The sequence below is a fragment of the Streptomyces sp. NPDC034085 genome, from assembly GCF_055575555.1.
Genome location: NZ_JBVISL010000006.1, coordinates 70,931 through 83,745 on the forward strand (window position 1 = coordinate 70,931; position 12,815 = coordinate 83,745).

The window sequence follows — 12,815 nt, forward strand, 5'->3', positions numbered from 1 at the left end:
AGACGGGGGAGGTTGAAGGTCGAGCGAAGCAGGAGGCCGCGGGTGCCTGGGTTTACGCATCTGCACACCGTTTCGGGGTTCTCCATGCGATACGGAGCTTCGCACCCGGAACAGCTGGCGGAACGTGCCGTCGAACGGGGCATGGACGCCCTCGCCCTCACCGACCGCGACACCCTCGCGGGTGCGGTGCGGTTCGCGAAGGCGGCCGCCAAGGCCGGGATCCGGCCGCTGTTCGGGGTCGACCTGGCCGTGTCCCCCGCCGTGTCCCCCGCGGGGGCGCCCGGTGGGGCCGGGGAGCTCTCGTACCGCAGGCGTACGCCCGTCAGGGGCGGGGCCTTCGTCGACGAGTCCGCTCCGCGTGCCGTCTTCCTGGCCCGGGACGGGGCCGCCGGATGGGCGGAGCTGTGCCGGATGGTGACCGCCGCCTTCGGCGCGGGCGGTTCCCCCTCCGGTCCCGGCGGGACCCTCCTCGGCGCTGCCGGGACCGGACCGGACGGGTTCGCACCGGCAAGCGCCGGGGCCGGCGCGGGCGGCTTCGACGCCGGCGGGCCCGCGGACCCGGACGCCGGCGCGTCCGGCCGGGCCGCCGCCGCCCACGCCGACGCCGTCGGCGTGGGCTCCGGATGGGCCGGGAACGGGTTCGCGCCCGGCGCCCCGGGCCCCGGCCGGCCCGTACTGCCCTGGGAGGCGCTGCGCGGCGACGGGGTGTTCGTCCTGCTCGGCCCCGGCTCCGAGGTGGGCCGGGCGCTCGCCGCGGGCCGCCCCGACCGGGCGGCCCGGCTGCTCGCGCCCTGGCGGGAGGTCTACGGGGACGCCCTGCGCCTGGAGGCCGTCCACCACGGCCGCACCGGCACCGGCCCCGGCTCGCTGCGCCTGGCCGCCCGTACCGTCGGCTTCGCCGCCGAGCAGGGCGTCACGGCCGTGCTGACCAACGCCGTCCGGTACGCCGACCCCGGCCAGGGCCCCGTCGCCGACGTCCTCGACGCCGCCCGCCGGCTCGTCCCCGTCGACCCCCGGGGCGCCCTCGACACCGGCGAGCGGTGGCTCAAGGACCCCGACGCCATGGCCGAGGCCGCCGAGCGGATCGCCGAGGCGGCCGGGCTGCGCGCCGCCGACGCCCGCCGGCTGCTCGCGCGGACCCGGGAGACCGCCGAGGCCTGCTCCGTGGACCCCGAGGACGACCTCGGCATGGGCTCCGTGCACTTCCCCGAGGCCCGCCTCGTCGGCGCCGCCCACCGCACCGCCCAGCGGGTGCTCGCCTCCCGCGCGGCGGCCGGCATGGTGCTGCGCGGCTACGCCGGCCGGCGCGCGTACTGGGACCGGATGGAGGAGGAGCTCGACATCATCGCCCACCACGGCTACGCCTCGTACTTCCTGACGGTCGCCCAGGTCGTGGACGACGTGCGCGGGATGGGCATCCGGGTGGCCGCCCGCGGCTCCGGCGCGGGCTCCCTCGTCAACCACCTCCTCGGCATCGCGCACGCCGACCCCGTCGAGCACGGCCTGCTGATGGAGCGCTTCCTCTCCAAGCGCCGCCGCGTGCTGCCCGACATCGACATCGACGTGGAGTCCGCCCGCCGGCTGGAGGTCTACCGCCGGATCATCAGCCGCTTCGGCGCCGAGCGCGTCGCCACCGTCGCCATGCCCGAGACCTACCGGGTCCGCCACGCCATCCGCGACGTCGGCGCCGCCCTGTCCATGGACCCGGCCGCCGTCGACCGGCTCGCCAAGGCCTTCCCGCACGTCCGCGCCCGCGACGCCCGCGCCGCCCTGGCCGAGCTGCCCGAACTGCGCGGCCTGCGGGAGGAGGAGCACGGGCGGCTGTGGGAGCTCGTCGAGGCGCTGGACGCCCTGCCGCGCGGGACCGCCATGCACCCGTGCGGGGTACTGCTCTCCGACGCCTCGCTGCTCGCGCGCACCCCGGTGGTGCCCACCAGCGGCGAGGGCTTCCCGATGTCCCAGTTCGACAAGGACGACGTGGAGGACCTCGGGCTGCTCAAACTCGACGTGCTGGGCGTGCGCATGCAGTCCGCGATGGCGCACGCGGTCACGGAGCTGCGCCGGGCGACGGGCCGCGAGCTCGACCTGGACGACCCCGCGCAGGTGCCCCCGGGCGACGGGCCGACGTACGAACTGATCCGCTCCGCCGAGACGCTGGGCTGCTTCCAGATCGAGTCCCCCGGTCAGCGCGACCTGGTGGGCCGGCTCCAGCCGTCGACCTTCCACGACCTGGTCGTCGACATCTCCCTCTTCCGGCCCGGACCGGTGGCCGCCGACATGGTGCGCCCGTTCATCGAGGCACGGCACGGGCGGGCCCCGGTCCGCTTCCCGCACCCGGACCTCGCCGACGCGCTGCGCGAGACGTACGGGGTGGTGGTCTTCCACGAGCAGGTCATCGAGATCGTGCACGTCATGACCGGCTGCGGGCGGGACGAGGCCGACCGGGTGCGGCGCGGGCTCTCCGACCCGGAGTCCCAGGGCCGGATCAAGGCCTGGTTCGCGGCGGCGGCGGCCGGGCGCGGCTACGCGCCGGAGGTGATCGCCCGCACCTGGGAGATCGTCGAGGCCTTCGGCAGCTACGGCTTCTGCAAGGCGCACGCCGTGGCCTTCGCCGTGCCCACCTACCAGTCGGCGTGGCTGAAGGCCCACCACCCGGCGGCCTTCTACGCCGGGCTGCTCACCCACGACCCCGGGATGTACCCCAAGCGGCTGCTGCTGGCGGACGCCCGGCGGCGGGGCGTGCCGGTGCTGCCGCTGGACGTGAACCGCTCGGCGGCCGCCCACCGCATCGAACTGGTGTCCGATGGTGCGGACGGGTCGGGGCCGGGCCGGTGGGGCCTGCGGCTCGCCCTGGCCGACGTCCACGGCATCAGTGAAGCCGAGTCCCGCCGGATCGAGGCCGGCCAGCCGTACGCCTCCCTGCGCGACTTCTGGGACCGCGCCCACCCGGGCCGCCCGGTCGCCGAACGGCTGGCCCAGGTCGGGGCGTTGGACGCCTTCGGCGCGAACCGCCGTGACCTGCTGCTGCACTTGGCGGAGCTGCACGGCGCCCAGCGCGCCGCCGGAGCCCCCGGCGGCCGTGGTGCCGGCGGCCGCGCCGGAGGCCGGGGCGCGGCCCAACTGCCCCTCGGCGGCGGGCGGTCCACCGCCACCGTCGGGCTGCCCGACCTGACCGAGGCCGAGCGGCTCAGCGCCGAACTCGGCGTCCTCGGCATGGACGCCTCCCGCCACCTGATGGACGACCACCAGGCCTTCCTCGCCGAGCTGGGCGTGACCCCGGCCCGCCGCCTGCGGGACGCCGAGCACGGCCGGACCGTACTCGTCGCGGGCGCCAAGGCGGCCACCCAGACCCCGCCGATCCGTTCGGGCAAGCGGGTCATCTTCACCACCCTCGACGACGGCACCGGTCTGGTCGACCTGGCCTTCTTCGACGACAGCCAGGAGGCCTGCGCGCACACCGTCTTCCACTCCTTCCTGCTGCTGGTGCGAGGGGTCGTGCAGCGGCGCGGCCCGCAGAGCCTCAGCGTGGTCGGGGCCGCCGCCTGGAACCTCGCCGAGCTGGTGGAGCTGCGCGAGCACAACGGCCTGGAAGCGGCCACGGCCCGGCTCGCGGAGCCCCAGGCCGGCGGCACCGCCGACACCGGCCGCCGCATCCACCTCCCGAACGGCTACGAGATGAACCCGTGGGCCGACCTCCAGCCGCCCGGGGAGCGCGCCGCGACCGGCCGCAAGCTGTGGCACTCCAGCCCGGGGAGCGCGGGATGACCGGCACCCGCGCCGCCACCGGCACGGCCTCCACCGCCGGCGTCCTGCACCTGCGCTGCGCCCCCGCCCTGTCCGGGGAGGGCTACCGCGAGGTGCTGGAGCTGCTGCGCGAGTTCTCCCCGCTCGTCCAGGCCCTGCCGCCGCGGGCCGCGCTGGTCCAGGTCCGGGGCGCCCAGCGGTACTTCGGCGCCGGCCCCGCCCGCATCGCCGAGGTGATCCGGCTGCGCGCGGTGGCCCGGCTGGGCACGGACGTCCGGATCGGGGTCGCCGCCACCTGGGCGGTGGCGGCGATGGCCTCCGCCCGGGTCCAGGGGCCCGGCGGGGTCCTGGCCGTGCCCCAGGAGGCGGTGGCCGGCTTCCTGGACCCCCTCCCGGTGGAAGCGCTGTACGGGCTCGGCTCCCGGCAGGCCGAGGCGCTGCGCGGGTACGGGCTGCACACCGTCGGGGCGCTCACCCACGTGCCGCCCGGGGTCCTCGAGCGGATCCTCGGCAAACGGGCCGGCCGGCTCGCCGCCGACCGGGCCCGCGGCATCGACCCGCGCCCCGTCACCCCGAGGGACCTGCCGTCCTCGGCCGCCGTCCGGACCGGCTTCACCCGTCAGGAGCTGGACGGCCCGCACGCCCGGGCCGCGCTGCTCGGCCTGGTGGTCCGGCTCGGCGCCGCCCTGCGCGGACGCCGCCAGGCCGCCCGGTCCCTGTCCCTGACCCTGCAGTTCGCGGGCGGCTCCCGGTGGGAGAAGTCCCGGCGGCTGGTGGAGCCCTCCGCCCACGACGAGGACCTGCGCACCCTCGCGTACCGCCTGATGGACGCGGCCGGCCTGCAACGGGCCCGGCTGACCGGCATGGTGCTGCGCGCCGAGGACCTCACGGACGCGGAGGGCGTGAGCCGCCAGCTCACGCTGGATCCCGTCCGCGAGTCCCGGCTGACGGTGGAGGCCGCCATCGACCGCGCCAACGCCCGCTTCGGGCCCGGCACGGTCCGCCCCGCGTCGGTCGCGCCCAGCCCCGGCGGCCCCTCAGACGCCGTCCAGCATCAGTCGAACCGTCTCCGCGCGGAGCGGGGTGGTCTGGGCCTGGATCAGGTGGAACTGGGCCTCGCGGGAGAGCCGGCCGGCGGTGTGCCCGTACTGGACCGCCCGGCCGCCCGCCACCGCCACGCAGGCCGCGGCCGCCCGTACGGCCAGGTCCAGGGCGGCGGCCCGCAGGGCGAGGCGGTCCCCGGTGCGCTGCCCCCGCGGGACCTCGTCGCGCAGGGCGTAGGCCTCGGCGCGCAGCCGGGCGGTCCGCTCGGCCAGGCGCAGGCCGAGGTCCTCGTACGGCGGTGACCGGAGGAGGAACCCGGCGGTGGCGCGCAGCTGGCCGAAGACGGCCGGCTGCGCGTCGGCGTTCTCCAGGTCGTAGTCCCGGATCCAGTCGGCCCGCGGCAGCAGGCCCACCACCCGGTCGTCGGGTACGCGCACGTCCCGCAGCTCGACGCGGGCCGTGTGCGTACCGGCCATCGCCCACAGCGGGGCTCCCTCGACGGAGCTGATGCCGCCGCCGTCCGCGCTGCGGTCGAGCAGGGCGAGGACCGCCTCGTCGGACGGGGTGACGGCGCCCACGAACAGCGTGTCGGCCAGGCCCCACCCCGTCACCCACGGCATCCGCCCGGTGAGCCGCCAGCCGCCCGGGACCCGCTCGGCCGTGACGGGCGGGCGCGGATGGCGCAGGAAGGCGAAGCCGGCGGTGGCGCGCCGCTCACCGCGGGCGAGGGCCGGCAGCAGGCTCGCGCGCAGGGCGGCCCCCGCGGGGCCGGACGCCTGGAGCAGGGCCTTGGCCGCCGGGACGTGCTGGGTCCACACGAACCAGGTCGACGGGTCCACCGCCGCCAGCACCTCGTGCACCTCCCGGACCACCTGACGGGCCGTGAGCCCGCCCGCCGGGTCCGGTTCGTATCCGACCAACCCGTACGCGCCCGCGGCGGCGAGCGCGTCCAGATGCGTACGGGGCACCCCGCTCACGGCGGTCCGCTCCGCCTCCGGCGCCAGGACGCGTACGGCGGCCCCGGTGACGGCCGCGACCAGCGGGTCGGCCGCCAGAGCGGGCGGGGCGGCCAGGGCGGTGCCGGCTCCGGGGGGCCTCTGCATGGCCGCGCTCACCTCACGTCCGTGTCGGGGGGCGCCCATTGTTCCTGAGCGGTACCGGAGGAATCCTCGACACGCGAGTTTTTACCGACGCGTAACTTCCAAGTCCTGCTACCGGCCCGTAATTTGGCGCCAGCAGCCCCCCCATGTGATCCGGATCACGGGACGAATCCCCACGCTTTTCCCCTTGACCTGCAAGGAGATCACACGATGCTGCCCTGGAGACGCCTGCTCCGCCCGCTGGCCGTCCTCACCCTCACCGCCGCCGCGCTCGTCGCCCCCACCGGCGCCGCCCAGGCCGCGACCGCACCCAGCAGCGGCTGGAACAACTGGTCCTGCAAGCCGTCCGCCGCGCACCCCCGCCCCGTCGTCCTCGTCCACGGCACCTTCGGCAACTCCGTCGACAACTGGCTCGGCTTCGCGCCCTACCTCGTCCACCGCGGCTACTGCGTCTACTCCCTCGACTACGGCCAGCTGCCCGGCGTGCCCCTCTTCAACGGGCTCGGCCCCATCGAGAAGTCCGCCGGACAGCTCGACGCCTTCGTCGACAAGGTCCTGGCCTCCACCGGCGCCGCCGAGGCCGACCTCGTCGGCCACTCCCAGGGCGGCATGATGCCGCGCTACTACCTCAAGTTCCTGGGCGGCGCAGCCAAGGTCAACGCCCTCGTCGGCCTCGCCCCCGACAACCACGGCACCACCCTGTCGGGACTCACGCAGCTGCTCCCGTACTTCCCCGGCGCCCAGGACCTGATCAGCACCGCGACCCCGGGGCTCGCCGACCAGATCGCCGGCTCCGCCTTCCAGCAGAAGCTCAACGCGGGCGGCGACACCGTCCCCGGAGTGGCGTACACGGTCATCGCCACCCAGTACGACGAGGTGGTCACCCCCTACCGGAGCGCCTTCCTGGACGGGCCCGGGGTGCGCAACGTCGTCCTCCAGGACCTGTGCCCGCTGGACCTCTCGGAGCACGTGGCCATCGGCCTGACCGACCGGATCGCCTGGCACGAGGCGCTCAACGCCCTCGACCCCGCGCACGCCGAACGGACCACCTGCGCGTCGGTCTTCGACTGACGCGCGGGCGGCCCGCCCGGTACCCGCCGGCGGTAGCCGGGCCGGTCCTCCCCGGCTACCGCCGGGAGGGGCCCCCGGTCGCCCGGCGGCGGGCCAGGGCGAACAGCACCGCCGCTCCGGCGGCCAGCACCCCGGCCCCGGCGATCGCGATCACCGGGGTCGCGGAGCTGCCGCCGGTCTCGGCGAGGCCGCCGCCGGTGCCGCCGGCCGGTGAGGGCGCGGCCGAGGGGGAGGCGGCCGCCGGCGGGGCGGGGACCGGGGAGGCGGCGCTCCGGCCGTTCGTCTTCGGGTCGTTGTCGCCGTGGCCGTGGTGCTCGACCGTGGACTTGTCCGCGCCGTCGGAGATCTGCTGGTCCGTCGGGGCCTTGGGCGGCTCGACGGGCTTGGTGGAGGCGCCGGCGCCGGTGCTGGGCTTCGCGCTCGGGGCGGTGGTCCCCGTACCGCCTGCGCCGCCGCCGCTGTCCTTGCCGAAGACCACGTCCGAGCAGGTGTAAAAGGCCTCCGGGCTGTCCGAGCGCTGCCAGACGCTGTAGATCAGGTGGCGGCCGGACTTCTCGGGGACCGTCCCGCCGAAGACGTAGTCGCCGTTCTGCATGCCCGGGTCGGTGGCCTTCGCGAACGGCGCGGGCTCCAGGTCGGACCACTTCAGCGGCTTGGACGGGTCGTAGCCGTCCTTCGTCACGTACAGCTCGAAGGAGCCCTTGTGCGGGGCGGTCCCCTTGTAGCGGAAGGTGTGCGCCCCGGCGGTCATCGGGGAGGCCGGCCAGTCGGCGCGGGGCAGGTCCAGCCCCTTGTACGTGGCGTTGCCCGCCGAGCACAGCTGCCCGTCCGGGATCAGCGACCTGCTCTTGCCGGCCGCGTTGGCGATGTTCACCGCGTTCCAGTCGTAGAACGCCTGCGGCCCGCCCGCCGCGACGGCCGCCTTGCACGCCGCCGACTTCGGTGCCTCGGGGCCCTCCGCGTAACACGCCGCCACCCGGCTGACCGGGTCCGTCATCGAACCGTGGGCGGCCGCGGGCACGGCGGCGTACGCGGCCACCGCGAGCGGGGCGAAACCGGCGGCGGCGACACGGACGGCGGTACGGGCACGGCGAGCGGGCATGGGCGGATCTCCTTCGGGCGCAAGGCGGGGGAGCGCCAGCGGAACCGGCCGGCGCGGCGCCGCCCCCCGTCGGGCCCGGCGCCGCACCGGCTCTCCCTGGCCCCGCCAAGCTAGCCCGCCGCCCGGCCCGCCCGGCCCGGATCGGGCCCCCGGAGCGCATCCTTAGGGTGCGCTTAAGGAAGGCCTAAGCGGGCCCACAGATACGGCCCCCAGAAGGCCTAGGTGAGCAGGGCGGCCAGGCCTTCCGGCGTGCGGGCCTGGTCGTCCAGGGCGTCCAGGGCCCGTACGGCGCGCGCCGCCGCCTCCGGGTCGCTCTGCGCCAGCCCGCTCGACGCGAACTCGTCCTCGTCCAGCCGCAGCACCGACTGCCCGTCCGCCGACACCCACAGGTCCAGGTCCAGGTCCTCGACCACGATCTCGTCCCCGCGGACCACGGCCGGGCGGGTGATGTCGCAGTACCAGCCCTTGAGGATGCCGTCGCCGGTCCACACCTCCTTGACCGCGTACCAGCGCGTCCTCCAGAAGTGCTCCACGAACACGTCACCGGGCTCGAAGCGGACGAACCCGAAGTCCCGCGCCCCCTCCGCCGCCCAGGGCGCGCGCACCGAGATCCGGTCCCCGTCGTCGGCCACCTGCGCCGCCGGGTAGCTGATCTTGGTGCGGCCGGCCTTGGTCAGGGTGACGGTCCAGCGTGCTGTCATCTCGCGGCTCCCAGTCTCTTCGTGTGTCGGGTCTCGGTCGCGCAGACCTCGTACCCGAACCAGGCGTTGACAGCCAGCATCGGGCCGTTCCCGGCGTCGTTGCCGGTGAAGGCCTCGGTGTACCCGGCCGCGCGGGCCCGGTGCAGCGAGTCGGTCTTGGCGAGTTTGGCCAGCCCGCGGCCGCGGAAGGCGCGCAGGGTGCCGGTCATCGCCGAGGAGTAGCGGGTCGCGCCGTCCGTCCGCGCGGCGCTGAAGGCGGCCACGGCCCCGTCGACCAGGACCACCGTCGTCAGTGCGTGGTCGAGGGTGGGCTGGTGCCAGACGCCGTCCAGCCAGTCCTGGTAGTCGTCCAGGACCACCGGTACGTCACCCGGCTCGTCGGCCGTCACCTCGGCGTCGGCCTCGTACAGCGGCCGGGGGTCCGCCGCGAAGGCGGACCCGGGACGCAGCTCCACACCGGCGGGCAGCTCCCGCGGCAGCGGCGGCAGGGCGCCCGCCGCCAGGTCCAGGCGCAGGAAGTGCGCCGAGCGGCTGGGACGGTAGCCGTGCCGCTCGGCGAAGCCCCGTTGGGCGGGCTCGTCCAGCACCCAGGCGTACGCGTCCACCGCGCCCCGCGCCGCGAGGTGCTCCTCGGCCGCACGCAGCAGCGCGGTCCCGGCGCCGAGACCGCGGTGGGCGGGGTCGACGTAGGGGTTCACGTACGACAGGCCGGGCTCGGGGCTGTCATACGCGAGGCCGGCCTGCGCGGTGCCGACCGGATGGCCGTCGGGGGTCTCGGCGAGGAGGATCCGGTGGTGCTTCGCGGGGTGGGCGGAGGCGAGTTCGTGGGCCACGCCGGCGGGGGTGGTGACCAGGAAGGGCAGCGCGGCCCGGAGGACCCGTACGACGGCTTCGGCGTCGGAAGCGTCATCGGGACGGATGTCACGGACGTGGATGGTCATGGGACGGACGTTACGGCCGGGGATGCGGGCAGCGCCTGCGAATTACCGGGCGGATGGGGGAGAATCGGCGCCGTGACCTCGACCAATCTCAAGATCAGGATCGACGGCTCGGCCGGCTCGGCCGCCCCGTACGAACAGCTGCGCGCGCAGATCGCGGACCGGGCCCGGTCGGGGGAACTGCCGGCGGGCTACAAGCTGCCGACGGTGCGGGGGCTGGCGGAGGAGCTGGGGCTGGCCGCGAACACCGTCGCGAAGGCGTACCGGGCGCTGGAGGGCGACGGGGTGATCGAGACGCGGGGGCGGAACGGGACGTTCGTCGCGGCGGCGGAGGGTTCCTCGCGGGAGGCGGCGGCGGCCGCCCAGTCCTACGCGGAGCGCGCGCACCGGCTGGGCCTCACGGAAGCCGAAGCCCTGGCGGCCGCCACCGCGGCCCTGCGGGCCCGCTACGGGACCGCCTCGCCCTGACACGCGGGGGCCTGGGGCCGCAGTTTCGGGAGCTCCGGGGGCCCCGCGCCAGGAGACCGGGGGCGGAGCCTGCCGGCATCCGGGGCTGAGCCCCAAGCCTCCGGGGCTGTGCCCCGAAGGTCCGGGGCTGCGCCCCAGGGGTCCGGGGCTGTGCCCCCGAGGGTCCGGGGCCGAGTCCCGAAGGTCCGGGGCTGCGCCCCCGAGGGTCCGGGGCTGTGCCCCAAAGGTCCGGGGCTGCGCCCCCGAAGGTTCGGGGCTGCGCCCTCAGGGGTTCGGGGCTGGGCCCCGGGGAACGGGCGAAGGGCGGGTAGGGGAACCAGCCCGCGCAGCGGCCCACCACTCGCAGGCGACGGACCACCCCTGTTGAGGGGCGCCGGCCCCGCCTGACGGGTCGACGGACGGAGTCCGGCGCAGCGGCGCGAAGCCGGGAAGGCCGCTCGCGGCCGAGCCGTGTGAGCGGCGCGTGGAAAGGGGAGGCCGCTCGCGGCCGAGCCCGTGTGAGCGGCGCGTGGAAAATCAGAGGTACAGGCCCGCCTCCGGCGAGTGGGGTTGGGGCGGGAGGACCGCCCCGGGGCCCGTGCCGCGCCGGAGGGCGAAGAGTTCGGCCAGCGAAGCCCCCTCGCGGGAGACGCCCTCGTCCGTGCCGAGCCACTCCACCGCCTCCGGGTGGGTCAGCCGGCCGACCTCGATGCGGGCCAGGCACCGCCCCGGCCGGACCACCGCCGGGTGCAGCCGCTCCAGGTCCTCGTTCGTCGTGACGCCGACCAGGACGTTGCGGCCCTGCCCCAACAGACCGTCCGTCAGGTTCAGCAGCCGGGACAGCGCCTGTCCCGCCGTGTGCCGCGCCTCGCCGCGGATCAGCTCGTCGCAGTCCTCCAGGAGCAGCAGCCGCCACCTCCCCTTCGCCGTGCCCTCGTCCTCGCCGATGGCGATGTCCATGAGGTAGCCCACGTCGTTGAACAGCCGCTCCGGGTCCAGGACGCAGTCCACCTGGCACCAGTCCCGCCACGACCGCGCGAGCGTGCGCAGCGCCGAGGTCTTGCCGGTGCCCGGCGGGCCGTGCAGCAGGAGCAGCCGGCCCGCGATGTCGTCCGGGGTGACCTTCATCAGCCGGTCCATCGCCCGGGCCACCGGCTCCGTGTAGTTCGGCCGGACCTCCTCCCAGGTGCCGGCGGAGATCTGCCGGGTCGTGCGGTACGGGCCGCGGCGCGGGGAGACGTACCAGAAGCCCATCGTGACGTTCTCCGGCTGCGGTTCGGGCTCGTCCCGGGCGCCCTCCGTGGCCTCACCGAGCACCTTCTGCGCGAGCTCGTCGCTGACCGCCGTCACGGTCACGTCCGCCCCCCGGCTCCAGCGGGAGACCAGGACCGTCCAGCCCTCGCCCTCGGCGAGCGTCGCGCTGCGGTCGGTGTCGCGTGCCGCGCGCAGCACGGTGGCCCGCGGGGGCAGCAGGGTGGCTTCCGCCTTCACCCGCTCGATCGTGACGCTCTGCGCGTACGGCTGCTCGCCGGTCGCGAACCGGCCGAGGAACAGCGCGTCGACGACGTCCGACGGTGAGTCGCTGTCGTCGACATGGAGCCGGATCGGCAGCGCGTCATGCGGGTCTGCTGGCATGGCGCCCATGATCCGGCACGAACTGCCCCCATGCACCTGTGTTTCCCCGGACGGGTGCCCGGGTTCCCTCTTCAAACACATCGCGCGTGAAGATTCCGGCCATGTGTCCTCGCCAATCCTGCGCCGAACATTCTTGGCATGGACACTTCCAGACAGCCCCGGCTCCTTGTACCACGGACTCAGGAGTAACCCCCCACAAGGAGCCGCACACATGAGCAAACGAATGCCGCGCCTCGCCGCCCTGGCCTCCTCCCTGTTACTCGCCGCGGGCGCCGCCCTGTTCGGCGCCGGCCAGGCGGCCGCCGCACAGGCCGACTTCGGCTACGTCGCCCTCGGCGACTCGTACTCCTCCGGCGTCGGCGCCGGCAACTACGACGGCTCCAGCGGCAGCTGCAAGCGCACCACCCGCGCCTACCCCGCCCTGTGGGCCGCCGCCCACTCCCCGCAGACCTTCGCCTTCACCGCGTGCTCCGGAGCCCGTACCGGTGACGTCCTCGCCAACCAGCTCGGCCCGCTCAACTCCGGCACCGACCTGGTCAGCATCACCGTCGGCGGCAACGACGCGGGCTTCTCCGACGTGATGACGACCTGTGTCCTGCAGTCCGAATCCACCTGCGTCAGCCGCGTCAACGAAGCCAAGAGGTACGTCGACTCCACCCTTCCCGGACAACTCGACCAGGTCTACGACGCCATCCGCGGCCGCGCCCCCGCCGCCCGGGTCGTCGTCCTCGGCTACCCCCGCTTCTACAAGCTGAACGGCACCTGCGTCGCCGGCCTCACCGAGGGCGAGCGCTCCGCCATCAACGGCGCGGCGGACTACCTCAACGCCGCCATCGCCAAACGCGCCGCCGACCACGGCTACGCCTTCGCCTCGGTCGTCGGCGCCTTCACCGGACACGAGATCTGCTCCGGCAGCGCCTGGCTGCACAGCGTCAACTGGGCCAACATCGGCGAGTCCTACCACCCCACCGCCACCGGACAGTCCAGCGGCTACCTGCCCGTCTTCTCGGGCCAGGTCTGAGGGCCGAGCCCT

At 75.4% G+C, this 12,815-nt stretch carries 9 protein-coding genes; 5 read left to right on the forward strand and 4 right to left on the reverse strand.

Going from position 1 to position 12,815, the window contains the following annotated elements:
• Positions 1-42: 42 nt before the first annotated feature.
• The 3 genes from ACZ501_RS21615 (at position 43) to ACZ501_RS21625 (ending at position 6,959) form a co-directional block, all read left to right on the forward strand.
• Complete coding sequence (locus ACZ501_RS21615; protein WP_468797387.1) at positions 43-3,765, forward strand: DNA polymerase III subunit alpha; 3,723 nt, start codon at positions 43-45, stop codon at positions 3,763-3,765.
• Positions 3,762-5,090: a DNA polymerase Y family protein gene (locus ACZ501_RS21620; protein ID WP_468797389.1), complete on the forward strand. Its 1,329-nt coding sequence runs from the start codon at positions 3,762-3,764 to the stop codon at positions 5,088-5,090. The genes ACZ501_RS21615 and ACZ501_RS21620 overlap by 4 nt, the downstream gene beginning before the upstream one ends.
• Positions 5,091-6,098: 1,008 nt before the next feature.
• Complete coding sequence (locus ACZ501_RS21625) at positions 6,099-6,959, forward strand: esterase/lipase family protein (RefSeq protein ID WP_361611071.1); 861 nt, start codon at positions 6,099-6,101, stop codon at positions 6,957-6,959.
• 55 nt (positions 6,960-7,014) lie between these two features.
• Here the strand turns inward: ACZ501_RS21625 and ACZ501_RS21630 are convergent, their stop codons facing one another.
• The 3 genes from ACZ501_RS21630 to ACZ501_RS21640 form a co-directional block, all read right to left on the reverse strand.
• Positions 7,015-8,061 carry a lytic polysaccharide monooxygenase auxiliary activity family 9 protein gene (locus ACZ501_RS21630; RefSeq protein ID WP_468797391.1) on the reverse strand — a complete coding sequence of 349 codons (1,047 nt, stop codon included), beginning with the start codon at positions 8,059-8,061 and terminating at the stop codon, positions 7,015-7,017.
• A 218-nt stretch (positions 8,062-8,279) separates the two neighbouring features.
• Positions 8,280-8,762: a ribonuclease FAU-1 family protein gene (locus tag ACZ501_RS21635; RefSeq protein WP_361611068.1), complete on the reverse strand. Its 483-nt coding sequence runs from the start codon at positions 8,760-8,762 to the stop codon at positions 8,280-8,282.
• Complete coding sequence (locus ACZ501_RS21640; protein ID WP_468797393.1) at positions 8,759-9,703, reverse strand: GNAT family N-acetyltransferase; 945 nt, start codon at positions 9,701-9,703, stop codon at positions 8,759-8,761. Before ACZ501_RS21640 ends, ACZ501_RS21635 begins: the two co-directional genes overlap by 4 nt.
• A 72-nt stretch (positions 9,704-9,775) precedes the next feature.
• Between ACZ501_RS21640 and ACZ501_RS21645 the strand changes: the two genes are divergently transcribed.
• Positions 9,776-10,168 carry a GntR family transcriptional regulator gene (locus ACZ501_RS21645; protein ID WP_468797395.1) on the forward strand — a complete coding sequence of 131 codons (393 nt, stop codon included), beginning with the start codon at positions 9,776-9,778 and terminating at the stop codon, positions 10,166-10,168.
• 516 nt (positions 10,169-10,684) lie between these two features.
• Here ACZ501_RS21645 and ACZ501_RS21650 read toward each other — a convergent pair.
• Complete coding sequence (locus ACZ501_RS21650) at positions 10,685-11,791, reverse strand: DUF5925 domain-containing protein (protein WP_362460588.1); 1,107 nt, start codon at positions 11,789-11,791, stop codon at positions 10,685-10,687.
• Between the two features lie 202 nt (positions 11,792-11,993).
• Here ACZ501_RS21650 and ACZ501_RS21655 point away from each other — a divergent pair, with 202 nt between their 5' ends.
• Positions 11,994-12,803: an SGNH/GDSL hydrolase family protein gene (locus ACZ501_RS21655; RefSeq protein ID WP_468797397.1), complete on the forward strand. Its 810-nt coding sequence runs from the start codon at positions 11,994-11,996 to the stop codon at positions 12,801-12,803.
• Positions 12,804-12,815: the final 12 nt, after the last annotated feature.

What these genes read in the sequence shown, in the direction of transcription:
- ACZ501_RS21635 (WP_361611068.1), bottom strand. Translation starts at nt 8,762, where the DNA reads ATGACAGCACGCTGGACCGTCACCCTGACCAAGGCCGGCCGCACCAAG.
- ACZ501_RS21640 (WP_468797393.1), bottom strand. Translation starts at nt 9,703, where the DNA reads ATGACCATCCACGTCCGTGACATCCGTCCCGATGACGCTTCCGACGCC.
- ACZ501_RS21620 (WP_468797389.1), top strand. Translation starts at nt 3,762, where the DNA reads ATGACCGGCACCCGCGCCGCCACCGGCACGGCCTCCACCGCCGGCGTC.
- ACZ501_RS21655 (WP_468797397.1), top strand. Translation starts at nt 11,994, where the DNA reads ATGAGCAAACGAATGCCGCGCCTCGCCGCCCTGGCCTCCTCCCTGTTA.
- ACZ501_RS21650 (WP_362460588.1), bottom strand. Translation starts at nt 11,791, where the DNA reads ATGGGCGCCATGCCAGCAGACCCGCATGACGCGCTGCCGATCCGGCTC.
- ACZ501_RS21625 (WP_361611071.1), top strand. Translation starts at nt 6,099, where the DNA reads ATGCTGCCCTGGAGACGCCTGCTCCGCCCGCTGGCCGTCCTCACCCTC.
- ACZ501_RS21630 (WP_468797391.1), bottom strand. Translation starts at nt 8,061, where the DNA reads ATGCCCGCTCGCCGTGCCCGTACCGCCGTCCGTGTCGCCGCCGCCGGT.